The 25,770-nt window shown below is 63.9% G+C and carries 22 protein-coding genes; 12 read left to right on the top strand and 10 right to left on the bottom strand.

Annotated features, from left to right (window positions below; all coding sequences use genetic code 11):
- Nucleotides 1-60: 60 nt before the first annotated feature.
- Nucleotides 61-387 (bottom strand): chorismate mutase, encoded by a 327-nt coding sequence (locus tag ATN37_RS02935; RefSeq protein ID WP_003946362.1) that lies wholly within the window; start codon nucleotides 385-387, stop codon nucleotides 61-63.
- 316 nt (nucleotides 388-703) lie between these two features.
- Between ATN37_RS02935 and pcrA the strand changes: the two genes are divergently transcribed.
- Nucleotides 704-3,196, top strand: coding sequence for a DNA helicase PcrA (pcrA, locus tag ATN37_RS02930; RefSeq protein WP_003946394.1), 2,493 nt, complete (start codon nucleotides 704-706; stop codon nucleotides 3,194-3,196).
- A gap of 78 nt (nucleotides 3,197-3,274) precedes the next feature.
- Here the strand turns inward: pcrA and ATN37_RS02925 are convergent, their stop codons facing one another.
- The gene (locus ATN37_RS02925; RefSeq protein ID WP_054828357.1) at nucleotides 3,275-4,297 is read right to left on the bottom strand and encodes a M23 family metallopeptidase; all 1,023 of its coding nucleotides are present in this window, start codon (nucleotides 4,295-4,297) and stop codon (nucleotides 3,275-3,277) included.
- Nucleotides 4,298-4,529: 232 nt separating this feature from the next.
- Here ATN37_RS02925 and ATN37_RS02920 point away from each other — a divergent pair, with 232 nt between their 5' ends.
- The 3 genes from ATN37_RS02920 (at nucleotide 4,530) to sucD (ending at nucleotide 8,638) form a co-directional block, all read left to right on the top strand.
- A complete protein-coding gene (locus tag ATN37_RS02920; RefSeq protein ID WP_232329899.1) occupies nucleotides 4,530-6,371 on the top strand; it encodes a hypothetical protein in 1,842 nt (613 codons plus the stop codon).
- 179 nt (nucleotides 6,372-6,550) lie between these two features.
- Nucleotides 6,551-7,720 carry an ADP-forming succinate--CoA ligase subunit beta gene (gene sucC, locus ATN37_RS02915; protein ID WP_218694723.1) on the top strand — a complete coding sequence of 390 codons (1,170 nt, stop codon included), beginning with the start codon at nucleotides 6,551-6,553 and terminating at the stop codon, nucleotides 7,718-7,720.
- 15 nt (nucleotides 7,721-7,735) lie between these two features.
- On the top strand, nucleotides 7,736-8,638 hold the full coding sequence (sucD, locus tag ATN37_RS02910; RefSeq protein WP_003946432.1) for a succinate--CoA ligase subunit alpha: 903 nt from the start codon (nucleotides 7,736-7,738) through the stop codon (nucleotides 8,636-8,638).
- Nucleotides 8,639-8,680: 42 nt separating this feature from the next.
- Here sucD and ATN37_RS02905 read toward each other — a convergent pair whose 3' ends face one another.
- Nucleotides 8,681-9,316 carry a YigZ family protein gene (locus ATN37_RS02905; RefSeq protein ID WP_003946418.1) on the bottom strand — a complete coding sequence of 212 codons (636 nt, stop codon included), beginning with the start codon at nucleotides 9,314-9,316 and terminating at the stop codon, nucleotides 8,681-8,683.
- An 86-nt stretch (nucleotides 9,317-9,402) separates the two neighbouring features.
- Here ATN37_RS02905 and ATN37_RS02900 point away from each other — a divergent pair, with 86 nt between their 5' ends.
- The 4 genes from ATN37_RS02900 to purH all read left to right on the top strand — a co-directional run bounded on the left by ATN37_RS02900 (nucleotide 9,403) and on the right by purH (nucleotide 14,378).
- Nucleotides 9,403-10,446 carry a DUF5336 domain-containing protein gene (locus ATN37_RS02900; RefSeq protein ID WP_214924233.1) on the top strand — a complete coding sequence of 348 codons (1,044 nt, stop codon included), beginning with the start codon at nucleotides 9,403-9,405 and terminating at the stop codon, nucleotides 10,444-10,446.
- Nucleotides 10,447-10,567: 121 nt separating this feature from the next.
- Entirely contained in the window at nucleotides 10,568-12,100 is a 1,533-nt protein-coding gene (locus ATN37_RS02895; protein WP_218694722.1) for a DUF6350 family protein, read from the top strand.
- 6 nt (nucleotides 12,101-12,106) lie between these two features.
- The gene (purN, locus tag ATN37_RS02890) at nucleotides 12,107-12,826 is read left to right on the top strand and encodes a phosphoribosylglycinamide formyltransferase (protein WP_082931251.1); all 720 of its coding nucleotides are present in this window, start codon (nucleotides 12,107-12,109) and stop codon (nucleotides 12,824-12,826) included.
- Nucleotides 12,819-14,378 carry a bifunctional phosphoribosylaminoimidazolecarboxamide formyltransferase/IMP cyclohydrolase gene (gene purH, locus ATN37_RS02885; protein WP_003946407.1) on the top strand — a complete coding sequence of 520 codons (1,560 nt, stop codon included), beginning with the start codon at nucleotides 12,819-12,821 and terminating at the stop codon, nucleotides 14,376-14,378. Before purN ends, purH begins: the two co-directional genes overlap by 8 nt.
- A 76-nt stretch (nucleotides 14,379-14,454) precedes the next feature.
- Here the strand turns inward: purH and ATN37_RS02880 are convergent, their stop codons facing one another.
- The 3 genes from ATN37_RS02880 to ATN37_RS02870 form a co-directional block, all read right to left on the bottom strand.
- Complete coding sequence (locus ATN37_RS02880) at nucleotides 14,455-14,676, bottom strand: hypothetical protein (RefSeq protein ID WP_003946391.1); 222 nt, start codon at nucleotides 14,674-14,676, stop codon at nucleotides 14,455-14,457.
- A 451-nt stretch (nucleotides 14,677-15,127) separates the two neighbouring features.
- Entirely contained in the window at nucleotides 15,128-16,096 is a 969-nt protein-coding gene (locus tag ATN37_RS02875) for a S9 family peptidase (protein WP_003946348.1), read from the bottom strand.
- 27 nt (nucleotides 16,097-16,123) lie between these two features.
- Nucleotides 16,124-16,696: a DUF4126 domain-containing protein gene (locus ATN37_RS02870; RefSeq protein WP_218694721.1), complete on the bottom strand. Its 573-nt coding sequence runs from the start codon at nucleotides 16,694-16,696 to the stop codon at nucleotides 16,124-16,126.
- A gap of 85 nt (nucleotides 16,697-16,781) precedes the next feature.
- Between ATN37_RS02870 and ATN37_RS02865 the strand changes: the two genes are divergently transcribed.
- Genes ATN37_RS02865 through ATN37_RS02855 form a run of 3 tightly spaced genes read left to right on the top strand, consistent with a single transcriptional unit; the run spans nucleotide 16,782 to nucleotide 20,576 of the window.
- A complete protein-coding gene (locus ATN37_RS02865; RefSeq protein WP_003946398.1) occupies nucleotides 16,782-17,198 on the top strand; it encodes a VOC family protein in 417 nt (138 codons plus the stop codon).
- A gap of 54 nt (nucleotides 17,199-17,252) precedes the next feature.
- On the top strand, nucleotides 17,253-18,629 hold the full coding sequence (locus ATN37_RS02860; protein ID WP_102999408.1) for an ATP-binding protein: 1,377 nt from the start codon (nucleotides 17,253-17,255) through the stop codon (nucleotides 18,627-18,629).
- Nucleotides 18,630-18,638: 9 nt separating this feature from the next.
- Nucleotides 18,639-20,576 carry a VWA domain-containing protein gene (locus tag ATN37_RS02855; protein ID WP_218694720.1) on the top strand — a complete coding sequence of 646 codons (1,938 nt, stop codon included), beginning with the start codon at nucleotides 18,639-18,641 and terminating at the stop codon, nucleotides 20,574-20,576.
- An 11-nt stretch (nucleotides 20,577-20,587) separates the two neighbouring features.
- On the opposite strand, the gene ATN37_RS02850 is transcribed toward ATN37_RS02855, so the two are convergent.
- Together ATN37_RS02850 and ATN37_RS02845 are read right to left on the bottom strand one after the other, a co-directional pair.
- A complete protein-coding gene (locus ATN37_RS02850) occupies nucleotides 20,588-21,613 on the bottom strand; it encodes an agmatine/peptidylarginine deiminase (RefSeq protein ID WP_007727577.1) in 1,026 nt (341 codons plus the stop codon).
- Nucleotides 21,610-22,557 carry a nitrilase-related carbon-nitrogen hydrolase gene (locus ATN37_RS02845; RefSeq protein ID WP_003946411.1) on the bottom strand — a complete coding sequence of 316 codons (948 nt, stop codon included), beginning with the start codon at nucleotides 22,555-22,557 and terminating at the stop codon, nucleotides 21,610-21,612. The genes ATN37_RS02850 and ATN37_RS02845 overlap by 4 nt, the downstream gene beginning before the upstream one ends.
- Before the next feature lie 149 nt (nucleotides 22,558-22,706).
- Here ATN37_RS02845 and ATN37_RS02840 point away from each other — a divergent pair, with 149 nt between their 5' ends.
- Nucleotides 22,707-23,324 carry a TetR/AcrR family transcriptional regulator C-terminal domain-containing protein gene (locus tag ATN37_RS02840; protein ID WP_030536334.1) on the top strand — a complete coding sequence of 206 codons (618 nt, stop codon included), beginning with the start codon at nucleotides 22,707-22,709 and terminating at the stop codon, nucleotides 23,322-23,324.
- Here the strand turns inward: ATN37_RS02840 and ATN37_RS02835 are convergent.
- Both ATN37_RS02835 and ATN37_RS02830 read right to left on the bottom strand, forming a co-directional pair.
- Nucleotides 23,321-24,847 carry an APC family permease gene (locus ATN37_RS02835; protein WP_218694719.1) on the bottom strand — a complete coding sequence of 509 codons (1,527 nt, stop codon included), beginning with the start codon at nucleotides 24,845-24,847 and terminating at the stop codon, nucleotides 23,321-23,323. The genes ATN37_RS02840 and ATN37_RS02835 overlap by 4 nt on opposite strands.
- Nucleotides 24,844-25,743 (bottom strand): universal stress protein, encoded by a 900-nt coding sequence (locus ATN37_RS02830; protein WP_007727555.1) that lies wholly within the window; start codon nucleotides 25,741-25,743, stop codon nucleotides 24,844-24,846. Before ATN37_RS02830 ends, ATN37_RS02835 begins: the two co-directional genes overlap by 4 nt.
- Nucleotides 25,744-25,770 lie beyond the last annotated feature (27 nt).

Genomic DNA, 25,770 nt, shown 5'->3' with positions numbered 1-25,770 from the left:
GCCACATCGGGACTGCCAGAGGCATCCGATGTGGCCGTTCGCAAGTGATCTGGGTGTGCGCTAGTGGCCCAGGCGTCCGCGGCCCAGGCGCAGGAGCAGCATCGCGAGAGTGTGGCCTTCCTGGCCCAGCTCGTTGAATCGTTCTAGGACCTTCATCTCGCGGCTGTGCACCAGACGCGGACCACCCGATGCCATCCGGGTACGGCCGATGATCTGGGAGACCTCGGAGCGGCGTTTGATGGCCGCGAGGATCTCGGCGTCGAGACGGTCGATTTCTTTCCGTAGTTCGTCGATCTCCGCCTCACTCTGGGGGATCTCGACGTCTGTCGGAGCAGTTTTTACAGTATCGACAGTATTTCCATGGGGGGCTGCAGCCTGGGTGCTCATTGCTATTCGTCTCCTCTTCCTACTGCGTGGATCGTGGTCTCGGCTCGGGTCGTTACCGATCCAGGCACACTGACGAAAATGCCCCGGATCCGATTCGGACCAGGGGCGGGTGAGCTGTTCAGATCACGTGCACCGAGGTCCGGGGCACGTAAAGTAACGCCACAGCGGGCCGACGGGGTCGGCCGTGTTGTCGCGAACGGAAATGCTGAACATAGCGTCCAGTTTGCCATGCTCGACACAGGTAATCCAAGTGCCTCTACCAGCAGGTGGACGCACTGACGACCGTGTCGGTGGACGCCGGTAGCGTGGACAGGCGATGAACACGTACCCAGCACTCGGTGAGCACGACGGACATTCCCAGCACGACGGGGGCGGCGCGCGGGGACACGACGCGGGTTCGGACGCCCTCCTCGAGGGTCTCAACCCGCAACAGCGCGAGGCCGTGGTCCATGCCGGTTCGCCGTTGCTGATAGTCGCGGGCGCCGGCTCGGGCAAGACTGCAGTGCTGACGCGTCGTATCGCCTATCTGCTGGCCGAACGGGGTGTCACCCCCGGTCAGATCCTGGCCATCACGTTCACCAACAAGGCTGCGGCCGAGATGCGCGAGCGTGTGGCAGCTCTTGTCGGACCGCGTGCCAACGCCATGTGGGTCTCGACGTTCCACTCCAGTTGCGTGCGGATTCTGCGAGCACAGGCGGCGCTCCTACCCGGTTTGAACTCGAATTTCTCGATCTACGATTCCGACGATTCGCGTCGACTGCTGACGATGATCTCGAAGGACCTCGAGCTCGACACCAAACGATTCTCCGCGCGGCTTCTCGCTACGCATATCTCCAATCTGAAGAACGAACTCGTCGGACCGGAAGAGGCGGTTGTCGCAGCCGATCAGGATCCGGCCGAACTTCCGCGACTGATCGCCAAGGTCTACGGCCACTACCAACAGCGGCTGCGTGCGGCGAACGCACTCGACTTCGACGATCTCATCGGTGAGACCGTCGCGCTTCTTCAGGCGTTTCCACAGATCGCCGAGTACTACCGCCGCCGCTTCCGTCACGTGCTCGTCGACGAGTACCAGGACACCAACCACGCGCAGTACATGCTTGTGCGTGAACTGGTCGGTGGAGCCGGCGAGTCCGACCACGCCGTTGCCCCGGCCGAACTGTGCGTCGTCGGTGACGCCGATCAGTCGATCTATGCGTTCCGCGGAGCCACTATCCGCAACATCGAAGAGTTCGAACGCGACTACCCGGATGCTCGGACCATCCTTCTCGAACAGAACTACCGTTCGACGCAGAACATTCTGTCTGCGGCCAACTCCGTGATTTCCAAGAACACCGGCCGACGAGAAAAGCGTCTGTGGACCGATTCGGGTGAAGGCGAACTGATCGTCGGCTACGTTGCAGACAACGAGCACGACGAAGCATCGTTTGTCGCCTCGGAGATCGATCGGCTGGTGGACCAGGGCGAGACCAAGTTCGCCGACATCGCGGTGTTCTACCGGACCAACAACTCCTCGCGCGCGCTCGAGGAGATCTTCATTCGACTCGGAGTGCCGTACAAGGTGGTCGGCGGCGTTCGCTTCTACGAGCGCAAGGAAGTTCGGGACATCGTCGCGTATCTGCGCGTCCTCGCCAACGAGGACGACACCGTGAGCCTGCGACGCATTCTCAACACGCCCCGACGCGGTATCGGTGATCGAGCCGAAGCCTGCGTCGCCGTGCACTCCGAGCATCGCAACATCAGCTTCGCCGCCGCTCTCCGTGACGGCGCGGAAGGCAAAGTGGCGCTGCTCAATACGCGGTCACAGAAGGCCATCGCGTCGTTCCTCGAGATGATGGACGGGCTGCGGGCCCTGCTACCGACAGCGGCCGCCGACGAGGACGAACCGTTCGAGCTCGGTGACATCGGTGAGGTTGCCGAGGCGGTGCTCGAGCGCACCGGCTACCGCGCCGAGCTTGCGGCGAGCAGCGATCCGCAGGATGGCGCGCGACTCGACAACTTGAACGAACTCGTCAGCGTGGCAAGGGAATTCAGTTCCGACGCGCGAAACGCGGCCGGGCTGATCGATCCGGACGACGAGGAAACCGCAGCAATGCGTGAAGGTGAACCCGATCCGGGTTCGCTTGCCGCCTTCCTCGAACGGGTATCGCTTGTCGCCGACGCCGATCAACTGCCGGACTCCGACGACGGCGTCGTGACCATGATGACGCTTCACACCGCCAAGGGCCTCGAGTTCCCGGTCGTCTTCGTCACCGGTTGGGAGGACGGGCAGTTCCCGCACATGCGCGCCCTCGGCGATCCGGCGGAGCTGTCCGAAGAGCGTCGACTTGCTTACGTCGGCATCACCCGTGCCAGGCAGCGCCTGTACCTGACGCGCGCGATCATGCGTTCGGCGTGGGGGCAACCGATCCAGAACCCGGCGTCGCGGTTCATCCAGGAGATCCCGGAGGACCTGATCAACTGGCGCCGTGAGGATCCGGGCACCGGTGGCGGATTCGGAAGCGGCAGGCCGGGTTACGGCAGCGGAAGCCGCTACGGCAGCCAGGGCGGCCAGGGATACGGCGGCGGGCAGAACTACGGGGGAGGGTCCGGCAAGGCCGCGTCGACTCCCAGTTTCGGTGCCGCGCGTGGCCGCAACAACGTTCTGGTCCTCGCCACGGGTGACCGCGTCAGTCACGACAAGTACGGTCTGGGCACCGTGTTGGAAACCAAGGGCACTGGCCCCACCGCGACGGTCACCATCGACTTCGGTAGCGCGGGCAAGGTGCGGTTGATGCTCATCGGCGGTGTGCCGATGGTCAAGCTGTAGAAGACAGGCAAAAACTTCCGGCCCGTACCTGGAAAGGTGCGGGCCGGAAGTTTTTCATCAGAAGCGTTGGGCTTGCGATCAGTCCTGCTCGACGCCGAGGCTGATGCCGCGTGAGGCGAGCCAGGGGAGGGGATCGATCTTGTTCTCGCCGGCGAGATGAACCTCGAAGTGAAGGTGCGGGCCGGTGGAGAAGCCGCGGTTGCCGACAGTGGCGATCTGGTCGCCGGCCATGACCTGCTGACCAACCGTGACGGTGGACGTGTCGATGTGGCCGTAGACGGTGATCGTTCCGTCTGCGTGCTGTAGGCGTACCCACATGCCGAACCCGGAAGCCGGACCTGAATCGATGACCTTGCCGTCGGCGACGGCGACGATGGGCGTCCCGATCGGGGCGGCGATGTCGACGCCGGCGTGCAGGGTGCCCCAGCGGGTGCCGAAGTTGGACGTGAACGTGCCCACTGCCGGCAGGACGAACAGCGGGCGACGGGCAGCGGCTTCGCGTGCTGCGCGCTCGTCACTGAAACGCTGGCCCTTGGCAAGCAGGTTGCTGAACTGGGAGAGGTCGGTCGGCGCTGCGACGTTGAGGACCTGCGGAGCGTCGGCCTCGGTGGTGGCTGCCGTGGAGGTGGCCGGAGCGAACTGAGCGGCCTGCGGTTCTGCGGTGGTACCGATCGCGGAGGACTCGTTGGCGAGTGCAACTTCCGAGTGGTCGGCGGCAGAAGAGGAACCGTCGTTGACAACTGCCTGGCCCGCGGCGACAACCGCGCCGGCTGCAACTGCCAGAACGGCGGCGCGGCCCTTGAGAGCGGAGGGAGGGGTGGGGAGTCGGTGAGCACCGCTGCGGCGAACCGGAGATTCGACATCGACTGTCGGTGCGGAGGTGGCGTAAGTGGGGGTGCTGATCACGTCGGACTCGACGAACTCGTGAGAGTCGGAATCTGACGACGTGGAGGATGAATTTCGAGTGAACATATCGGTAGAGATCTCAGAACTTTTGGTCTCGGTGTAACGCCTGGCCGAGTGCGTTGGATAAGTGGTCGTGACCTCGTCTGGAGCTGAGTTCGAGAACCTACTAGCGGTGAACTGGCTGCGGTGATGCATATGCCGGTTCTCTCCTCGAGTTCGTGATCAGCCCGTGACTTAGACCGACTGACGGTAACGAAATGATTGCGATGGGCGCAAGCCGTAGCGGAAACCTGTCCGATTATGTGACGTGCCTCACAGCTTGACCTGGGAATATGTCGATCCGGGCAAAACGGACGAATCATCTCGTTTCGTGATCACGCGTGTCACAACCGGATCACCGGTCCATTCAGGCACTACCGTCGATCGAGTGTCCACAACACCTGGAACTACGTCGCAGGCGCGTTTCGACGACCCCGGAGTGAAGTCAGGGGCGCCACTCGCGGCGGTAATCGGACTGCTCGGTGCCGTCGGAGTGGCAGCCAGTCCCGTCGTCGGAGTCGGGAGTGGCCGCGGGGTCGACACGACGGGGGCTCTTGCTTCCGCCGCTCTCTTCGCTGCCGTCTGCACGATCGTCGTGCCGCTGGTTGCGGTGCTCACCTCGGGGCGCAGGCCCGCCTTCGCAGGCGGACTCCTGGCAGGTATCGGCGCGGTGTCCCTCGGCGCGGCGATCCTCGACGTTCAGTTGTTCGTCGACGCAATCGATGCAAACCGCTTGGACCTTTTCCGTCCGATTTCGGCGGGTTCGATCGATGCGGGTCCGGGCGCTTATCTCGCGCTCGCGGGCCACGGACTTCTTGTGGCGTCTGGTGTCCTCGGCTTCATGGTCGTCCATCGTGAATCGGAGCGGGACGGATACGGCAGCGCTCGCGCCGCGGAATTCGACGGGCGATCGGTTGGCGGGCGGATCGGTGGGTGGCCGACAGCGCTGCTGATTCTGGCCGCGGTGGTGTTCGTGCTCTCCCTGTTCGGTCCTTCCTTCAGTTCGCAGGATCCGATCTTTCTGGTCAAACCGCTCGTCGACTCGGCGGCGGCCACCGCCGTCGGTACGGGATTGGTCGGCGTCGCGGTACTCGTTGCGGTCGCGGCGGCATTGACGTCCATCTCGCTACCGGTGGGCTGCGGCGCCCTGATCGGTGTCGGTCTCGGCGCACTCGCAGTCAGTGGAACCAGGGTGATGGCTGGGTTCGCGGCCGGCGATCGGATCGGCGTCGGTTCGGGATCGGTGGTCGGGGCACTGGCCGCCGTGGTCATCGCCGTGATCGGAGTTTCAGCTCCCTACCTCGCTTCCAGGCGTGAAACAGATGCGATTCCCGCTGAAAGTGTGGTTCGCGCACCCGCGAAGACGACAAAGGGTGCGCTGAAAGCGGCGATGGTGGCTCAGTCCCGGGCGGCGCAAGCGCGGGTGAACAGACTTCACCGCGTTGCCGGTATCGGCGCAGTTGTCACCGCAGCAGTGGCAGCCCTGGGGGTGGCACTTCCGGTCCTGTCGTTGCCGGAGAACATCCCCGAACCGTCCATGCTCTCGTCTCGAGTTGTCCTGCTCGCGGCTGCTGTACTGCTGGTCGCCGGTCTGGGCTTGTTCGCCCCGGGCCGCGCCGCGGTGGTGCGGCCGGCCGTCGGCGTGTTGTGGACCACGGTCGTGATGGGAGTCGCCGCTGTCATGCAGTCGGCTGTCATCGCCACGGACGTACCGGGCGTCGGGTTGGGGGCCGGCGCCTTCGTGCTCTGCGGCGCGGCTTTCCTCGCTGCGGCGACGGGACTGCTCGTCTGGCTGGCGGGAAGCGCCGAGCGTGAGGATGTCGACACGTCGGTAGGTGGCGGTTCGAGAGGGCTGGTGCTTCTCGTCGGTGGGATCGGCGCCGTCGCTGTCCTGATCGGAACCGCGTTTCCCCTCTATCAGGGCGACGCCTATACGGCGGCCTCAGTTCTGGAGTGGCCGTGGGGAATTGACGTCTGGGGTCAACTGCTCGTCGGCGTCACCGTCGTGATCGCCGCTGTGATCGCAGCGTCCGCGCGGCCGTCGCGGGGCGCGGCATTGCTGATCGGATCTGCCGTGGCAGCTCTGGTGTACGTCGGTGAGTGGCCACTCACGTCATCGCGCATATCGGACGCAACCGTGGGGGTGGGTGCGATCACAGCGGCCACGGGCATAGTGTTGCTTCTCGTTGCAGCGTTCTCGAGCGCAAGAATCAGTGAGACTGATGCTTGACAAATTCGGTGTGACCACCTTGCCGAATCGGTGAGGCGTGCCTCATCGGGCAATTGCGCGTGACTTGGGCCACATAGCATCAATGCGGGCGCAAACCGAACGCGGCAACTGGTTAAAGTCCAGAACAGACCCGCTCCTACCCCTCGAGCGGGTGACAACGCAGACGAGACGGTGAGCAGATGGATCTCTTCGAATACCAGGCGAAGGAACTCTTCGCCAAGCACGGAGTGCCGACTTCGGCTGGACGTGTTACAGACACAGTCGCCGGCGCACGCGAGATTGCCCAAGAAATCGGTAAGCCCGTGATGGTGAAGGCACAGGTCAAGGTAGGCGGCCGCGGCAAGGCCGGTGGCGTCAAGTACTCGCCCGACGTGGATGCCGCAGTGGCAAACGCCGAGGCAATCCTGGGCCTGGACATCAAGGGCCATGTCGTCAAGAAGCTGCTGGTCGCAGAGGCAAGTGACATTGCCGAGGAGTACTACATCTCCTTCCTGCTCGACCGCACCAACCGCACCTACCTGGCCATGTGCTCGGTAGAGGGTGGCGTCGAGATCGAGGTCACCGCCGAGGAGAACCCCGACGCTCTCGCCAAGATCCCCGTCGACGCAGTCAAGGGCGTCGACCTCGCGTTCGCGCGCAGCATCGCCGAGGCAGGAAAGCTGCCCGCAGAGGTGCTCGACGCAGCGGCCGTGACGATCCAGAAGCTGTGGGAGGTCTTCATCGGCGAAGACGCACTCCTCGTCGAGGTCAACCCCCTCGTTCGTACGCCTGACGATCAGATCCTCGCCCTCGACGGCAAGGTCACCCTCGACGAGAACGCAGCGTTCCGTCAGCCCGGCCACGAGGCATTCGAGGATCGCGACGCTACCGATCCCCTCGAGCTCAAGGCCAAGGAAAACGACCTCAACTACGTCAAGCTCGACGGTGAGGTCGGAATCATCGGCAACGGCGCAGGCCTGGTCATGTCCACGCTGGACGTCGTCGCATACGCCGGCGAGAACCACGGTGGCGTCAAGCCCGCCAACTTCCTCGACATCGGCGGCGGAGCTTCCGCTGCAGTCATGGCTGCCGGCCTGGATGTCATCCTCAACGATGCACAGGTCAAGAGCGTGTTCGTCAACGTCTTCGGCGGCATCACCGCGTGTGACGCAGTTGCCAACGGCATCGTCGGCGCACTGAAGACCCTGGGTGACGAGGCCAACAAGCCGCTCGTCGTTCGCCTGGACGGAAACAACGTCGAAGAGGGTCGTCGCATCCTCGCCGAGGCCAACCACCCGCTGGTCACGGTCGTCGCAACCATGGACGAGGCCGCCGACAAGGCCGCCGAACTCGCTCACGCAGCGAAGTAAGGGACTCACAGAACAATGGCAATCTTCCTCACCAAGGATTCAAAGGTCATCGTCCAGGGCATCACCGGCGGCGAGGGCACCAAGCACACCGCTCTGATGCTCAAGGCCGGCACCCAGGTCGTCGGCGGCGTCAACGCTCGCAAGGCCGGCACCACGGTCTCGCACGTTGCAGCTGACGGTTCCCCTGTCGAGCTCCCCGTCTTCGCGACGGTCGAAGAGGCAATCAAGGAGACCGGCGCAGACGTCTCCATCGCATTCGTTCCCCCGGCCTTCTCGAAGGACGCCATCGTCGAGGCCATCGACGCGGAGATCCCGCTCCTCGTGGTCATCACCGAGGGCATCCCGGTTCAGGACTCCGCTTACGCTTGGGCGTACAACGAGTCCAAGGGCAAGAAGACCCGCATCATCGGACCGAACTGCCCCGGCATCATCACCCCGGGTGAGGCCCTCGTCGGCATCACGCCCGCCAACATTGCAGGCACCGGCCCCATCGGCCTGGTCTCCAAGTCGGGCACCCTGACCTACCAGATGATGTACGAACTCCGTGACTTCGGCTTCTCCACCGCCATCGGCATCGGCGGCGACCCGGTCATCGGAACCACCCACATCGACGCCATCGAGGCGTTCGAGAAGGATCCCGAGACCAAGGTCATCGTGATGATCGGTGAAATCGGTGGCGACGCGGAAGAGCGTGCAGCCGATTACATCAAGGCCAACGTCACCAAGCCGGTCGTCGGCTACGTGGCAGGCTTCACCGCTCCCGAAGGCAAGACCATGGGCCACGCCGGTGCCATCGTCTCCGGTTCCTCGGGAACTGCTCAGGCAAAGCAGGAAGCTCTCGAAGCTGCAGGCGTGAAGGTCGGCAAGACGCCGTCCGCTACCGCTGCTCTCGCTCGCGAGATTCTTCAGTCCCTGTAAGGGGCTTCGCCCCCGTGCGTGGTTAGGGAGTCTCCGGACTCCTTAACCACGCACAGTGGTATCGACCCACATCGACCCGGCAGGTTCCAACTGCCCGGCACCGGATGTGATGGATGCGACGATCGAATCGAGATCGTCGGCGTCACCGGCGGCGAGCGTCATCACCGCCTTCGATCCATACGTAGTTCCGAGCACCGAGACGCCCCGCGCTCTCAGCTCCGCTTCCACCCGACCGGCCTCTGAGTGCCGGATCGCCAAAGTGCGCAGGACCTTTCTCTCCCTGGCCACAAGCTCGGCCGAATCGAGAGCCACCGAGACCGCTCCCGAATACGCGCGGACCAATCCACCGGCGCCGAGCTTGATTCCGCCGAAATAGCGCGTGACGACAACAATCACATCGACCAGATCTCGAGACTTGAGAACCTGAAGCATCGGCACCCCGGCAGTGCCGCCCGGTTCACCGTCGTCGTGTGCACGTTCGACGCGTGAGTTCGCCTCGTATCCGATCACGAAAGCCGAACAATGATGGCGCGCATCGGGATACAGCGATTTCTGCTCCGCGACGAACTCCGTGGCGGCTTCGGCGTCGTCTACTCGGTGAAGCGCGGCGATGAATCGTGAGTGCTTCACCTCGGTTTCGACGACGTGGTCGGCGCCGGGCGCGAGGGTGAAGGGCATCTGCCCATTGTCTCCTGTCGGTGTTAGCGTGCGAAGTCGAGACACATACGCTGGTAACCATCGAAGACCGTCTACGAGGAGAAGTCATGACGTTCACGCCGCAAGGGCCCAGCTTCGGGCCACCGAATCAGCCGGCAGCGGGCGGTGGAACCAAGAATCTCGGATTCATCCTGCTCATCGCCGTCGCGGCACTCGGCCTGATCAATTTCCTGCTCGGTTTTGCGCCCTTCACGTCGATCAGTGGAAGCAGCAGCGGCATCGGTAGCGGCCTGGATACCAGTTCGAGTTTCTTCGAATCGAGCATCTACGGCCTCGGATTCGTTTTCGCCGGCGGTGTGGTCGCAGGCGTCTCGCTGCTCCCGAAGCAGTCGTATGCAGGCATTGCCGCAGCGCTCACCCTCACGGGTTTCTTCGCTTTGGTGTTCGCCGCGTTCTCCGTCGGTACCAGCGACTACGTCGACATCAGCCTCGGTTGGGGCCTGATCATCGTGCTGATCCTCTCGTTCGTGCAGACCGTCGTCGCAGTCGCCGCGTTGTTGTTCGAGATCGGAATCCTGAAGGCTCCCGCGCCGCGTCCGGTAGCTCAGCAGTATGGTCAGCCGCAGGGCTATGGCCAGCCCCAGGGCCAGGCGCCAGGTCAGCCACAGGGATACGGACAGGCTCAGTACGGCCAGCCTCAGCAGGCTCAGCAGCCGGGCCAGTACCAGCAGAATCCGCAGTACGGGCAGGCGCAGCAGCAGGGATACGGGGGAGCGCACGCCGCCCCCGTCGACCCGACCGCTTCGCAGCCGCCTTACGGCCAGACTGCGTCTCCCTACGGGCAGAACCCGGCGCAAAATCCCGGACAGACCGACTCGTCGGCCGCGACGACGTCGTCTTACTATCCGCTGACCTCTCAGCCCGGTGGCCAGCCGAACCCGAGTTACTCGTCGGATCAGTTCACCGCTCCACGCGGTTACGGCCAGCCGTACAACCAGCAGCAGACTGGCTCGACCGAGCAGCCGACGGGCTTCGAGCCGCCCACTTTCGAAGCGCCGACGCCGTCTGCGGAACCTGACCAGGGCAGCAGCGATTCCGCGGCCGAGACCAAGGTCTTCGGCTCGCAGAACCCCGACGAGCGTCAGCAGTAGTACTTCTTCGTTTCACGAACATGAATGTGGCCTCCGACCCGCTGCGGGTGGAGGCCACATTCCGTGAGCCCGACGGCGCGCCTGAGTGCGCGGCGCACTGTCGAGTGAAACCCTCGAGGGGATGAGTTCTTTGATTGATGGCACCCGGTCCCGTCCCACGTCCTCACGACCCGGACGTGGTCGTACTGGCAGCGGCCGCGTCGGCGGCGGTCGCCCGGGACCGAACCCGGACCTGGCACGCAAGTTGCTGACTGTCGCCTTCCGACCGTCGGGCCTGACGATGCTGCTGATCGCGGCTGTCGTCGTGGTCACTTTAGTATCGGCGAGCAGCGACCTGACCGGAACCTTCGGCGCCATTGCCACCACCTGGTTGGTCATCCACCAGGTGCCGGCGACTATCAGCGGCGTCCAACTCGGTGTACTGCCATTGCTTCCGACGGCCGTCATGATGTGGGTGGTTGCACGCCGATGCGCGTCGACTGCGGTGCACACCGACTCCCGTGACGACACCCTCCGCCTGGTGGGGGCGGCAGTAGCCGGGCCGTTGACTATCACGGCAATCGCTCTCGCCGTTGTCGCCGACGCCTCCGCGGCAATTCCGCTGTCGAGCCCCAACACGTTGGCCGCTTTCGGCTGGGTCGCCGCGATTCACCTGATCGCCGCGTCCGTCGGTGTTGCTGCTGCGCACTGGGATCGCGTCGTCGCCGAGATTCCGCCGTGGGCATCTGCCGCTGTTCGTCCGGCCGCGGCCGCGTCGGCAGCGCTGCTGGCTGCGGGCGCCGTGGCCGTTGTGGTGTCACTACTCGTGTCGTGGTCGACGGTCGGTGACCTACTCGCACGAGGCAACGGGTTTGTCGGCGTGCTGGGATTGACGGTGTTGTCGCTGCTCTATCTGCCGAACCTCGTGGTCGGTGCAGCCGCGGTGATGACGGGATCGACGGCCGATTTCGGCAACGTCTCCATCAGCGTGTTCGGCAACATCGGTGGAGATCTGCCACCGTTGCCCCTTCTCGGAGCGGTTCCGGAAGGCGTCGCCGGCGGAATCTGGCCGGTGCTGTTGGTCGTTCCGGCTGCGGTGGGTGTGATGCTCGGCCGTGATTGCGCTCGACGCATCGCCGGGCAGGACAGTGTGCTCGCAGTGCTGACGGCAGCTGCCGGTGCCGGCGTCGTCATGGCTCTGCTTGCCCTTGCTGCGGCGGGAGACCTCGGGCAGTTCGGCACCGTCGAGGTCCTGTGGTGGGGCTTCGGTCTTCTGACTTTTGCGTGGCTGGGATTGTTCGGAACCGTCTCGGCGCTGTTCGCGATGTGGTTCTCACACCGCGGACACATGAAGGACGAGGTTGCGCCGCCGACGGCTGAACCGGCTCGAGAATCCGAGCCCGAACTTGCGATCACGGCCGCGGCCACAACGGATGGCGAGGACGACGAAAACGCCGACGAAGTGCTCGCCCAGGAATCTGCGGTGGTAGTGACCAAGGTCGTCGAAGCCGAAATTGTCGAAGAATCAGGCGAACCCGTGCAGGTAGTGACAGAGGAAACCGTCGAGATCGAAGTAGTCGACGCGGAGGTTGTCGCGGCACCCGAGGCGGACCCCACAGCCGGGGCCGAGCCGGAGACCGACCTGCCCTCGAAGCCGCAGGAGTCCAGCGACTAGGCTGTCATGCGGCCGATACTCCGGCCGCATCATCTTCCAGTTCTCAGGAGTAGTGCGCTGACTGCCTCGGCCGACAATCCGCAGCCGACAATGCCCGACAGGGTCCAATTTCGCGACTCTGTCGCGCGGGTAGTCGTACTCGCTTCCGGCGCGGGAACCCTGCTGACTTCGCTGATCGACGCTTCGCATGCCGAGGGATACCCCGCCGAGATCGTTGCCGTCGGTGTAGATCGTGACTGCCTCGCCGCCGAGCACGCTGCGGATTCGAAGATCCTGTCCTTCAAGGTCTCGATCAAGACCTACGAAAATCGTGCCGCCTGGGACGAGGCGCTGACAGCAGCAGTGGCCGAGTACGAACCCGATCTCGTGGTCAGTGCAGGCTTCATGAAAATCCTCGGCCCCAGCTTTCTCGAGCGTTTCGGCGGCCGAATCATCAACACTCATCCCGCGTTGCTGCCTGCCTTTCCCGGCGCGCACGCGGTTCCCGACGCTCTGGCGTACGGCGTGAAGGTCACCGGTTCCACGGTGCATCTCGTCGACGGCGGAGTTGATACCGGGCCGATCTTGGCGCAGGAAGCTGTGCCGGTGCATGACGACGACACCGAGTCTTCGTTGCATGAACGCATCAAAATTGTGGAGCGACGGTTGTTGGCGGACGTCATCGCCGCTGTTGCTACGCGCGGAGTGGTTTCCGATGGACGAAAGGCCGTGATCCCCAGTGAGTGAACGCAAGGCTGTGCGCCGTGCACTTGTCAGCGTCTACGACAAGAGTGGTCTGATCGAGCTGGCCACGGGCCTGCACGAGGCCGGTGTCGAGTTGGTCTCGACCGGTTCGACCGCGTCGAAGATCGCCGACGCCGGAATCCCCGTGACCCCGGTCGAGGCTCTGACCGGATTCCCGGAATGCCTCGAAGGCCGTGTGAAGACGCTGCATCCGCGCGTCCACGCCGGCGTTCTCGCCGATACCCGCAAGCCGGATCACCTCGCTCAGCTCGAGGAACTCGGCATCGCGACCTTCGAATTGGTTGTCGTGAACCTGTACCCCTTCACCGAGACGGTTGCCTCGGGCGCTAGCCCGGACGAGTGTGTCGAGCAGATCGACATCGGCGGCCCGTCGATGGTGCGTGCTGCAGCCAAGAACCATCCGTCGGTTGCCGTCGTGGTCGATCCGGCTCGGTACGCCGACGTCCTGACTGCCGTTGCCGGTGGCGGATTCACCTTGCGTGAGCGCACTGTGCTTGCAGCGCAGGCTTTCCAGCACACTGCGTCGTACGACGTCGCGGTTGCGAGCTGGATGACGAGCACGATCGCCGCTGACGAGGACGGTTCGCTGTTCCCGGCCTGGGTCGGTGCGACCTGGAACCGCAGCGCTGTTCTTCGCTACGGCGAGAACCCGCACCAGGACGCTGCGCTGTACGAAAACCCGGCTGCGCCTGCAGGTTTGGCTCAGGCGGAGCAGTTGCACGGCAAGGAGATGTCGTACAACAACTACACGGACTCCGACGCAGCGTGGCGCGCAGCGTACGACTTCACTGATCCGGCCGTCGCAATCATCAAGCACGCCAACCCGTGTGGCATCGCCATCGGCACCGACATCGCCGACGCCCACCGCAAGGCGCATGCGTGCGATCCGGTCAGTGCTTTCGGTGGTGTGATCGCTGCCAACCGCGAGGTCACCGTCGAACTGGCCGAGCAGATCGCCGACATCTTCACCGAGGTCGTCATCGCGCCCTCGTACGAAGACGGAGCTGTCGAGGTTCTGCAGCGTAAGAAGAACATTCGTGTTCTGAAGGCAGCCGCTCCGACCGCTACCGGAATCGAACTGCGTCCGATCTCCGGCGGTACGTTGCTCCAGCAGCGCGACGTCCTGGACGCCGACGGCGACAACCCGGCCAACTGGACCCTCGCCAACGGTGAGGCTGCCGATGCCGAGACTCTCGCTGACCTCGAATTTGCTTGGCGCGCCAGCCGTTCGGTGAAGTCCAACGCGATCCTGCTGGCTTCCGGCGGTGCCTCTGTCGGCGTCGGCATGGGCCAGGTCAACCGCGTCGACGCAGCGCATCTGGCTGTTCAGCGAGCCGGTGACCGCGTCGTAGGTTCGGTTGCAGCTTCGGACGCGTTCTTCCCGTTCCCTGACGGTCTGCAGGTGCTGCTCAACGCCGGCGTCAAGGCTGTTGTGCAGCCGGGTGGTTCGGTTCGCGACAACGAAGTGATTGCCGCAGCCAAGGAAGCCGGTGTCACTCTCTATCTGACCGGTGCGCGCCACTTCGCGCACTGACTCCTACGTCGGTAGCGGGCCTCGACTCCTCAACGGGAGTTCGGGGCCCGTTCTGCATTCAGGCCGCCCGGGTCTTTCAGGCGGCGCTGCTGTGGGTGCCCTGGAGTTCGCGGGGTGAGCCGGTGATGACGACGCGTGAGGCTCCGCGACTGCGGATCTCGCTGATCAATGCGCCGAGGGTAGCTTCGTGGGCCGCATCGGAGTGTGAAAGATCCAGGGTGACGGCGTATCCGGTGAGGTCACCGGGCAGATCGACATACGGCGGCGCGATGGACAGTTGGTTGACTCGAAGTTTCATGTGGTGCTCCTGCGTGTGAAAGGTAAAAGAAAAGGCACCCGAGGCGTTTGCCCTGGGTGCCCGAGAACGAATCCGGTGAAACTGGGGATCATTCTCGGGGTACACCGCGCTTGTTGCCCATGTGCTTGGCCGACATTGCGGCCGAAAAAATGTGCTTGTCTGCGGTGCAGCTGCGCCACGAAGGTACGGATACGACGTGCGGGTGTAGCGACATGATGTCCGTTCCTTTCTGTGTGGCGTTGCTGGTTAATGGATGACCGTACAGCACGGATCGAGGGTTCGCACCAATAAAAGGCGCCGCGAACGTAAACTCCGGGTGACTTCTGTCCCCAGGTTCGCTGGATTGAAAGAGTCTTCATTGCAGGTCAGACGTAGAAAGCAGAATTCCCTCCGCGATGGTTCGCGGAGGGAACTTTCTACCTGAAAAAGAGGACGTTCGGTCTGTACGTGATCAGGAGAACGAGCGGACCCACGCTGTGAAGGGCTCCGAGAACTCTGCCGAGTACGGAAGCGGCGCGACGTAGTCGGCACCGGTGGACTGTTCGTCGCCGATGTCCTTGAGTACGAAGTTGGCGTTGCGCATCCGCACGGAAGTCAGCGCTGTATGGGAGAGCGCGGCGTCGAGTGCCGCGACATCGGCGGGAATGACTTGGATGTCTTTGTCCGAGCAGCTCGTGAGAACGGGCATGCCCGCCGGTAGCGCCGCCACGAGCGCAACCGGGTCCAATGCGTCTTCCTCGGCGAGTGCCTTGGCGTTGGCGTGTACGAGTCCCGCATTCTGCAGCGGCTCGGGCAGGTCATCCGGAACAGTGCCCTCGGATCGCAGCGACTCGACGGCATCGGCGAGCGCGACGCGCAGTTCGTCAGCCAGTTCGACCGGCAGCTGACCGGCGCCGACGACCGCATCGAGCTGGCGGTGAATCTGCGTCGTGAGTAGATCGAGAAGTCTGACGCTCAGTGGCTCGAGCAGTGCGAGGGCACTGACTCTGGCGCCCTCCTTCGCGGTGGCGAGAGCCAGTGCGACTACGGCGCCGTCGCTGTGTCCGACCACGAACAAGCGCTCGGGATCGACACCGGGTTGCCCGGCGAGGTAGTCCAGTCCGTCGGAGGCGGCGTCGACAAAAGTGTTGAAGCCGAGATCGGCGATGTCCTCGATGTCGTAGTCACCGAGGGCGGTTTCGCCACTGCCGAGCTTGTCGTAACGCAGGCTTGAAATCCCTTGTTTTTCAAGAAGATCCGCGATGAACCGCAGAGTTCCGATGTCGCCTTCGAGGAGGGCGCTGTCGCCGTTGCGATCGGTGGGGCCGCTGCCGGCCAGAATCAGCGCGGCCGGGGCAGGGGCGTCGGGTGAGGCGGCCAGGCGAAGACTCCCGTACAGGGTGACATCGCCGGATTGGAACGAGATCTCGGTGTCGGACATGACGACTTGTCTACCAGGTCGGTGCGGTCAGGCGGTGCGCAGACTCCGGACACGACGCCAGCCACGCCAGCTGAACCACAAGAGCGCGGCGAGCAGGGGAATGATCAGGAGCGGCAAGATCATCGCGATCATGGAGGTGAAGAAAGTCAGCACATCCTCGATGACGGAAACGACGGGATTTGCCAGCCCACCGGTAGTGGCCGTACTGACCGCGCGAGTGCCGGTCTGCGCGGCGCTGAACGTCAACGCCGTCGGCGCTCCGACGATGATGCCCGCCAACGCGGCCATCGCAGGGTCGAGATGGCTGAAGGCCGCCCAGGCGGCGATCACTCCGGCAATCGGTCCGGTGACGTTCCCGATCACCGAGAGTGCGTTGTCCACGAACGGAGTGAGGTCGGCACCCAGTTCGACCACCGCGGCGATTGCCAATGCGACCAGCGCGCCGGTCGATCCGATCCACCGCATCGACTCGCCGACGGTGATCCCGAACAGTTCGAAGTGGACGGCAGCGCTGAGCATCAGCAGCGGCAGGAAGGTTCGCATTCCGGACGCTGCGGCGAGTCCGAGGCCGAGCATGGCCGGCAACACCCAGGTATCCATGGGTGGAGTTTAGGTCTACTGTGCGCCTTTATTAACCGCCGGCGGTTAATAAAGGCGCACAGCAAAGTCTCGGAAAGGACCTTTCATGGCGACAAACCCGCAGCCGATGTTCTTCCTCAACCTGCCCGTCAAGGACCTCGGCAAGGCCACCACCTTCTACGAGGGCCTCGGATACTCCAAGAATACGCAGTTCTCCGACGAGAATGCGTCGTCGATGGTCATCAGTGACACCATCGTCGTGATGCTGTTGGCCGAGCCCTTCTTCAAGACCTTCACCACCAAGGGCATCGCCGACACCTCGACGTCGACGGAGGCGCTGCTCGGTCTCTCAGCCGAGACCCGTGAGGCCGTCGACGCCCTCGTCGACAAGGCGCTCGAGACCGGCGGTTCCGAAGGTAACGCGACGCAGGATCACGGCTTCATGTACAGCCGCAGCTTCCAGGATCCCGACGGCCACATCTGGGAAATCATCTGGATGAATCCCGAGAACATCGAAGGCTGAGCGACCGAACTTCCTCGGCGAGAGGCGAAACCCCGCAAACACTCGTAGCGTGGAGTGGTGACTGTCGCAAAAACCCTCGGAGAGCTACGCGCCTCCGGACACGTACAGCGAAGTGTCAAGGAAGAACTACGAGAGAATCTTCTCGCCGCGTTGCGGGACGGCCGTGACCCCTGGCCCGGGATAGTCGGGTTCGAGGACACGGTCGCCCCGCAACTCGAGCGGGCGCTGATCGCCGGCCACGACGTGGTTCTGCTCGGCGAACGAGGTCAGGGAAAGACGAGGCTGCTTCGCACTCTCGGGCTCCTGCTCGACGAGTGGACGCCCGTCATCGAAGGCTCGGAACTGGGGGAGCACCCGTACGAGCCGATCACCCCGGCTTCGATACGTCGAGCCAAGGAACTGGGCGACGACCTCCCGATCGCCTGGCGCCACCGCAGCGAGCGGTACTCCGAGAAGTTGGCGACGCCGGATACCTCGGTCGCCGACCTGATCGGCGACGTCGATCCGGTCAAGGTTGCCGAAGGCCGGAGCCTCGGCGATCCGGAGACCATTCACTTCGGCCTCGTGCCTCGCGCGCATCGCGGAATCGTGGCCATCAACGAGCTCCCCGACCTCGCCGAACGCATCCAGGTCTCTTTGCTCAACGTGATGGAAGAGCGGGACATCCAGGTCCGCGGGTACACGCTTCGGCTTCCGTTGGACGTTCTTCTGGTCGCGAGCGCCAACCCCGAGGACTACACCAACCGCGGGCGCATCATCACACCACTCAAGGACCGCTTCGGCGCCGAGATCCGTACTCACTACCCCGTCGAGTTGGCGGGCGAGATCGCGGTGATCGAGCAGGAGGCGCACCTGGCCGCGGAGGTGCCCGACTACCTTCTCGAAATTCTTGCCAGATTCACTCGCCTGCTCCGCGAATCCACCTCGGTGGATCAGCGATCGGGTGTGTCGGCACGCTTTGCCGTCGCCGGCGCGGAAACCGTCAGTGCCGCCGCGGTACGACGGGCAGCGGTGCTCGGCGAAGCCGATCCTGTTGCACGGCCCGTCGATCTCGAGTCCGTGGTCGAGGTTCTTCGCGGCAAGGTCGAGTTCGAATCCGGTGAAGAGGGACGGGAACTGGAGGTGCTCGAGCACCTGCTGCGTCGCGCGACCGCCGATACGGTTCGGGTACGTCTCGGCGGGATCGACCTGGGGATGCTGGTTGCTGCGGTGGAGATGGGCAACACGATCGTCACCGGTGAATCTGTCACGGCCAAGGCATTTCTCGACGAGCTTCCGGACCTCGAGGTCCTGGACGAAGTAGCCGAACGTCTCGGTGCGCAATCCGACGGCGAGCGTGCCGCCGGTGCCGAACTTGCCCTCGAAGGGCTTTACCTCGCGCGCCGGATCTCCAAAGATCAAGGCCCGGGCGGCCGCTCGGTATATTCGTAAGGGGCAGTGATGATCCACAATCCGCGGTACGGGCCTTACGACGGTGGTCCCGATCCGCTCGCGCCTCCCGTGGATCTGCGCGAGGCCCTGGCAGCAATCGGCGACGACGTGTTGTCGGGCACGTCGCCGCGCCATGCCCTCCGAGAGCTCCTGCGCCGAGGCAACCGGGACATGCGCGGGCTCGACGACCTTGCTGCCCAGCCGAACCGGCGCCGACGTGAGTTGCTACGCCGCAACAATCTCGACGGAACGCTCGACGAGGTTCGTAAGCTTCTCGACAAGGCGGTGCTCGAAGAGCGCAAAGAACTGGCACGTGCTCTCGACGACGACGCACGATTCAACGAAATGCGGATCGAGGAGTTACCGCCGTCGACAGCTCAGGCCGTGCAAGATCTGGCCGACTACAACTGGCGCAGCGAACAGGCGCGCGCGGATTACGAGAAGATTCGTGATCTGCTCGGACGTGAGGTTCTCGATCAACGCTTCTCGGGAATGAAGCAGGCACTCGAGGGCGCCACCGACGAGGATCGTGAGCAGATACGCCAGATGCTGGCTGATCTGAATCAACTGCTCGACGCGCACTCTCGCGGCGTCGACACTGCGGAGCAGTTCGCGGAGTTCATGGACAAGCACGGGCAGTATTTCCCGGACAACCCGCGCAACGTCGAGGAACTTCTGGATTCTTTGGCGCAGCGCGCGGCGGCTGCACAACGATTGCGGAACTCGCTCTCGCAGGAGCAGCGTGACGAGTTGGATGCGTTGGCGCAGCAGGCGTTCGGTGATCCGAGCCTGATGAGTGAGCTGAGTCAACTCGACCAGTTCCTTCAGGCGGCTCGGCCGGGTGAGGACTGGGAAGGTTCGCAACAGTTCCGCGGCGACAACGGAATGGGGTTGGGTGAGGGGACCGGTGCCCTGCAGGACATCGCCGAGCTGGAATCCTTGGCAGATCAACTGTCGCAGCAATACGCGGGCGCGGCGCTCGACGACATCGACCCCGAGCTACTCGCGCGGCAACTCGGCGACGAAGCCGCCGCTGATGCTCGCACCCTGGCCGATCTCGAAAAGGCTTTGCAGGAACAGGGTTTCTTCGATCGTGCACCGGATGGTCAATGGCGCTTGTCGCCCAAAGCCATGCGACAGCTCGGACAGACTGCTCTGCGCGATGTCGCCGGGCAACTGTCGTCACGAACCGGTCAACGCGATACGCGTCGGGCCGGTGCGATGGGTGAACCGACCGGAGCGTCCCGCGAATGGGAATTCGGGGACACCGAACCGTGGGACGTCACGAGAACCATCACCAACGCCGTCCTGCGTGACCCGGGCCGAATGCCGGTGCGGCTGAGCGTCGTCGATGTCGAGGTGGCCGAAACCGAACAGCGCAGTCAGGCTGCGGTTGCTCTCCTGGTGGACACGTCGTTCTCGATGGTGATGGAAGATCGCTGGGTGCCGATGAAGCGCACCGCTCTGGCACTCAATCATCTGGTGAGTACGCGATTTCGCAGCGACGAACTCCAGTTGATCGCCTTCGGACGCCACGCGCACGTGCTGAGCCCGTCGGAGCTCGCTGGTTTGGACGGCGCGTGGGACCAGGGAACCAACCTGCACCACGCACTGTTGTTGGCGGCCAGGCATCTTCGACGCCACTCCAACGCACAGCCGGTGGTACTGATCGTCACCGACGGTGAGCCGACGGCTCATCTCGAAGCGGACGGAGAAGCCAGGTTCGACTATCCGCCGAGTGCGCGAACCCTCGGTTTGACGGTTCGAGCACTCGACGCAGTGGCCAGGCTGGGCGCCAAGGTCACATTCTTCCGCCTCGGTGAGGATCCAGGTCTGGCCAGGGTGGTCGACCGGATGGCGCACCGGGTGGGTGGACGCGTCATCGCACCGGACCTGGACGGCCTCGGCGCCGCGGTCGTGAGTGACTACATGCGAGGTCGCCGCTAATTCTGCCGCCGTCAGTCTTGTTCAGCGGGCTGGTGCTGGGTGATGCAGTGGATGCCGCCGCCACGTTCGAACAGCGGTCTGGCGTCGACGGTGACGACGGTGCGCCCGGGGTAGGCGGCCGCAAGGATCCGGGCCGCTTCGGCGTCGGCCGGATCGTCGAAGCTGCAGGCAATCACTCCGCGATTGACCACGAGATGGTTGATGTAGCTGTAGTCGACGAATCCCTCGTCGTCGCGCAGGATTTCGGGAGCGGGTACCCGAATGACCTTCCACGGCCGGCCGCCGACGTCCGTCGAGCTTTCGAACAACTCGATGATCGTCTTGCTGACGGCGTAGTCAGGGTGCACCGGATTGCGTTGGTCATGGACGAGTACCACTCCGGGGGAAGAGATAGCAGCGACGATGTCGACGTGTCCGCGCGTTCCGTAGGTCTCCTGATCGCGGGTCAACCCGCGGGGAAGCCAGATCACGTGCTTGGCGCCGATGGTGCGGGCGAGTTCGGCCTCGATGTCGGCCTTCGTCAGGTCGGGGTTTCGCCCCGGATCGAGTTGGACGGTTTCGGTGACCAAGACGGTGCCGAGACCGTCGACCGCAATACCGCCGCCCTCGTTGACGATTGGTGAGTCGATCAACTGGGCACCGGATTGTTCGACGACAAACGCGCCGATCTTCGAGTCCTTGTCCCACTGCGCCCAATCCTGTGCACCCCAGCCGTTGAACACCCAGTCGACTCCGCCGAGACGGCCTTCGTCGGACAGGACGAACGTCGGCCCGATGTCGCGCATCCACGCGTCGTTGAGAGGTGCCTCGACGATGTCGACCTTCTCGGACAGGTACTTTCGTGCTTCTTCGACTTCGGCGGGATCGACGACGACGGTGACCGGCTCGAATTCGGCGACGGCGTGGGCGACGGCCGCCCACGTCGAGCGCGCTTCGTGCTGTTCTTCCGCAGTGTCCCCGAGAGAGTATCCGGCGCTCGGGTACGCCATCCAGGTACGTTCGTGCGGTTCACTTTCCGCGGGCATGCGCCAGGTCATCGGTTGGCTCCTGCAGTGTTCACCGGTGCGGTCAGGGCCGAGTAGGTGTCGGGTCGGCGAGTGGCCAGGAACGGGAACAGCGCAAGCCAGTCTTCACGGTGCTGCAGGTCGAGATCTGCGACCAGGACGGCTGATTCGTCGCGCGGAGCCTGAACGAGGATGCGTCCGTACGGGTCCGAGATGAACGACGAACCGTAGAAGGTGATGAGACCTTCACTGCCGTGGCGATTGGGGACAACCATGAAAGTGCCGTTGGCGACACCGTTTCCGACGATCACTTGCTGCCACAGCGGTTGGGTGTCGAAGTTCGGGTGATCGGGTTCCGAGCCGATCGCCGTCGGGTACACCAGGACCTGGGCACCGGCGAGGGAGTATGCACGTGCGACCTCGGGGAACCACTCGTCCCAGCATGTCGGGAGTCCGAACTTGGCGCCGAGTGCCTCGTGAACGGGGTATGCGTCCTCGGACGGACCGCCGCGAAAGTACGTGTCCTCGTAGTACCCGGCCGTCACCGGAATGTGGAGCTTGCGGGTACGACCGAGAAGTTCACCCCCGGGCGAGACCAGGATCGCGGTGTTGAAGCCCAGGCCGTCCTCGGCGTCGCTGCGCTCGTACAACGACGCGTGAACGAGAACCTGGTTCTCCGCAGCGGCCTTGGTGGCGAAGGCGAAAGTGGGTCCGGTGAGCAGGTCTTCCGCCGCGCGTCCGGGATTGTCGCCGGCCGGGGTGGAGGCGGGGTAGCGGCTGAGCGTCAGCTCCGGAAGAAAGACCACGGAAGCGCCCAGCTTCGCTGCGGACGCAATGCCTTCGCTCAATTCAGCGTGGAGGTCGTCTTGGTCCTCGTGCCAGCGATGTTGGACGAGGCCTACACGCAGAGGGGTGGACGTGGACGGCGAAGTCGCGGCCGGTGACTCGGGTGGGGTGAGGGCGGTGATCGTCAGCATGGGGTTTCCTCGGTGCTCGGGTATTCGACGTTCAACGTAAAACGAATGTGATTCGTTAAGTATGGTGGGTGAGCGCTGATTGATCAAGGACTTTCGAGGAATTGTTTTTTGCAGCGCCCCGAACGGTGTGGATCACTACAGGAGGACATATGCCGCGGCCATCGCAACGACTGCTCTCACCGGCGATCATCACCGAGGCAGCGATCGAGTCGGTGGACGAATCCGGCGACTTCACCATGCCGGGACTCGCCGCAAGACTGAAGGTTCGACCGTCCTCGCTCTACAACCACGTTTCCGGACGAGCCGAGATCGTCGAACTGATGAGGGCGCAGTTGATGGCAGGAATCGACGTCGAGTCGGCCTCGGGGACCTGGAGTGAGACCGTCGCGGCGCTGGCAGCCGAGTACCGGCGAAGCTACGCCGCGCATCCTCGTCTGATTCCGCTCTTCACGGCCCAGACGGTGCAGGCCGGTGTGGCGTTCACCCTCTACAACGCATTGGCGCAGGCATTTGCCGATGGTGGTTTCGACCCGACCGAAACACTGCACGCGATCACGACCGTCGACAGTTTTGTTCTCGGTTCGGCCCTGGACCTGGCGGCGCCGGACGTCCAGTGGGCGTCGGGACCCGAAGCCAACGACGCGATGAAGGCGGCGTTGGCAACGTCCGGGAAAAATCCCGAACGTGCCGACGCCGCCTTCGAATTCGGCTTGCGCGTGTTGATGGCGGGCCTGATCGCGCAGGCCCCCGAATCTACTGTCTCCTAGGACACGCTGAGGTCGTTCTCGTCGCGCAGAGCCTCTGTGTCGCGGTTGAGGGTTTTGCCCTCGAAGAACTCGGGATTGTGCACTCGCATGACCATCATCAGTACCGCGCCGAGGATGAGGATTCCGAAGCCGAGGAAGAAGACCAGGCCGATTCCGCCGATGGATGCTCCGCTGGCGTTGTCCGGATTCATACTCTCCTGGACCGAAATGACGAACACCGCAAGCAGCATGAGACCACCGATGAGTGGGAACGCGAGCCGGAAGACGAAGTTTCGTACGCTCTCGAAAAGCGTCTTGCGGAAGTACCACACGCACGCGAATGCGGTGATGCCGTAGTACCAGCAGATCATGATGCCGAGTGCGGCGATCGTGTCGAGCAGAGCACTTTCGGACAGGAACGTGACGACGCTGTAGAACACTGCGGTTACCGCGCCTGCCACGACGGTCGCGTACGACGGCACCAGGAACCGAGGCGAGACCTCGGCGAGCTTCTTGGGGAAAGCTCCGTATGCACCCATGGCGAGCATGGTTCGTGCCGCGGGCAGGAACGTGGTCTGCAGGCTGGCGACTGAAGAGACGAAGACCGCGAGGAACAGAAGCATTCCGCCCCAGTTGCCCAGGACCGGGTCGGCCAGAGCGCCGAAGACGTTCTCGGAGTTGTCGGGATTGCCGAGGCCGAGGCCTTCCTCGCCGACGCCGGCGTACATCATCGCGGCAACGGCGACCAGCAGGTAGGTCAGGAGAATGGTTGCGACACAGAGCAAACCGGCGCGACCGGGGGTCTTCTTGGGGTTCTTCGACTCCTCGCCCAGCGTGAGACAGGTATCCCAGCCCCAGAACGCGAAGATCGATCCGGTGAGTCCGATGACAAACGCACCGATGGCGAGTCCGCTGAACGGGTTGAACCAACTCAGGTCGAAGGACAGTCCGGCCGGGGCGTCGCCGGCGCCGACGTGAACCAGTGCAACGACGGCGAAGACGACCAGCAGCACCATCTGGAAGCCGACGAGCGCGAACTGTACGCGCTCGCTGGTGGTGATTCCCCGACTGGCAATCCAGGTGGCCAACGCGATGAACACCAGCGTGGTGCCGACGTTGACGAATTTATTGCCCGGCAGATCGGCGATGGAGGGATTGTCGGCCACCCGCGCGATGAACAGATAGAAGAAGTCGACGGCAATTGCAGCGAGGTTCGAGAGCACGATGATGGTGGCGATCACCATGCCCCAGCCGCACATCCAGCCGACGTACGGTCCGAATGCCTTGGTGGACCACGTGAATGACGCTCCGCAGTCAGGTGTGTCGGAGTTCAGTTCGCGGTACGCGTACGCGGTGAGGAACATCGGGATGAAGCCGGCGATGAAGATGGCGGGCATCTTGAGACCGACCGCGGCGACGATCAATCCGATGCTGGCCGTCAGGGTGTAACCCGGTGCCACGGAGGAGATTCCGAGCACCGCGCCGGAGATCATGCCGATCTTGCCGGTGGCGAGGCCTTTGGAACTCAGTTCGGTGCTGGTCATGACAGTGCCTCCGGCTGGGTGAATTCGTGCTTGGGCACTACGACCATGGGTACGGGCAGTACGCGCAGCATCTTGGCGGCGGTGGAGCCCAGGAACAGTTTGCGGGGCTGTGCGAGGCGACTTGAACCGACCATCACGAGGTCGCCGTCCTGCCAGTCCAGTTGACGCACTGCCGATTCCACGGTAGATCCGTCGGCAATGATGACCTCGATGGGGAACTCCGCGGGGAGCGCGGCTCTTGCGACGTCGAGTGTGTCCTGAGCGTGATTTCGTGCACGCTCCCTGGCCGACTCGGCGGTGTCGCGATGATCGCGCAGATCGTTCTGGGGGTCGAGCGCTACCAGTGAGACCAGTCGGAGCGGAACCTGCATCAGTTCGCTGGCGCGCACGGCGGTGTTCAAGACGATGTCGGCGCCGACACGGGTGCCGAGTGCACAGGTGACCTCTCGTATCGCAGTGGCCGCCGAGTGCCGCGTTCCGCGAGGCGCCAGTGCTACCGGGACGTGGGCGGAGTGAAGCAGTTCGGTCGAGACCGAACCTATCGCGTGACGGCCGAGCAAACCGTCGCCGGAAGCTCCCACCACGATCGCGAGCGCATTCAGTCGGTCCACTTCGTCGAGCAGGCCCTGAGCGAACGACTCGTGGAAGCTCAGGTGTACTTCCACCTGGATGTCCTCGGGCACCGACGCTTTCGCCTCGGCGAGCCAGTCGTGTGCACGCGCGGCGAGGATGTCGTCGTAGCCGGCTTCCGAGGGAACCTTGGCCGGCAGTGTCCGATCCGGTGGGAGGACCATGCAGATGTCGAGTTGCGCGCCGAGACTGCGCGCGAGCTGGGCCCCGAGGACCAGCCCGTCTTTACCGCTGGGTGTGGCGAGGTATCCGACGATAAGGCGCATGGTGGCTCTTTTCCGGATTGGAGGAAT

Origin of the sequence: Rhodococcus sp. MH15 (assembly GCF_019266045.1) — a bacterium.
Lineage (GTDB): Bacteria > Actinomycetota > Actinomycetes > Mycobacteriales > Mycobacteriaceae > Rhodococcus_F > Rhodococcus_F qingshengii.
Note: the sequence above shows the minus strand (reverse complement) of the source record. Positions and strands in the feature narration are given on the sequence as shown.

Coding starts and splice junctions, on each gene's coding strand:
- ATN37_RS02935 (WP_003946362.1), bottom strand. CDS start 387: ATGAGCACCCAGGCTGCAGCCCCCCATGGAAATACTGTCGATACTGTA.
- pcrA (WP_003946394.1), top strand. CDS start 704: ATGAACACGTACCCAGCACTCGGTGAGCACGACGGACATTCCCAGCAC.
- ATN37_RS02925 (WP_054828357.1), bottom strand. CDS start 4,297: ATGCATCACCGCAGCCAGTTCACCGCTAGTAGGTTCTCGAACTCAGCT.
- sucC (WP_218694723.1), top strand. CDS start 6,551: ATGGATCTCTTCGAATACCAGGCGAAGGAACTCTTCGCCAAGCACGGA.
- sucD (WP_003946432.1), top strand. CDS start 7,736: ATGGCAATCTTCCTCACCAAGGATTCAAAGGTCATCGTCCAGGGCATC.
- ATN37_RS02905 (WP_003946418.1), bottom strand. CDS start 9,316: ATGCCCTTCACCCTCGCGCCCGGCGCCGACCACGTCGTCGAAACCGAG.
- ATN37_RS02900 (WP_214924233.1), top strand. CDS start 9,403: ATGACGTTCACGCCGCAAGGGCCCAGCTTCGGGCCACCGAATCAGCCG.
- ATN37_RS02895 (WP_218694722.1), top strand. CDS start 10,568: ATGAGTTCTTTGATTGATGGCACCCGGTCCCGTCCCACGTCCTCACGA.
- purN (WP_082931251.1), top strand. CDS start 12,107: ATGCGGCCGATACTCCGGCCGCATCATCTTCCAGTTCTCAGGAGTAGT.
- ATN37_RS02880 (WP_003946391.1), bottom strand. CDS start 14,676: ATGAAACTTCGAGTCAACCAACTGTCCATCGCGCCGCCGTATGTCGAT.
- ATN37_RS02875 (WP_003946348.1), bottom strand. CDS start 16,096: ATGTCCGACACCGAGATCTCGTTCCAATCCGGCGATGTCACCCTGTAC.
- ATN37_RS02870 (WP_218694721.1), bottom strand. CDS start 16,696: ATGGATACCTGGGTGTTGCCGGCCATGCTCGGCCTCGGACTCGCCGCA.
- ATN37_RS02865 (WP_003946398.1), top strand. CDS start 16,782: ATGGCGACAAACCCGCAGCCGATGTTCTTCCTCAACCTGCCCGTCAAG.
- ATN37_RS02855 (WP_218694720.1), top strand. CDS start 18,639: ATGATCCACAATCCGCGGTACGGGCCTTACGACGGTGGTCCCGATCCG.
- ATN37_RS02850 (WP_007727577.1), bottom strand. CDS start 21,613: ATGACCTGGCGCATGCCCGCGGAAAGTGAACCGCACGAACGTACCTGG.
- ATN37_RS02845 (WP_003946411.1), bottom strand. CDS start 22,557: ATGCTGACGATCACCGCCCTCACCCCACCCGAGTCACCGGCCGCGACT.
- ATN37_RS02840 (WP_030536334.1), top strand. CDS start 22,707: ATGCCGCGGCCATCGCAACGACTGCTCTCACCGGCGATCATCACCGAG.
- ATN37_RS02835 (WP_218694719.1), bottom strand. CDS start 24,847: ATGACCAGCACCGAACTGAGTTCCAAAGGCCTCGCCACCGGCAAGATC.
- ATN37_RS02830 (WP_007727555.1), bottom strand. CDS start 25,743: ATGCGCCTTATCGTCGGATACCTCGCCACACCCAGCGGTAAAGACGGG.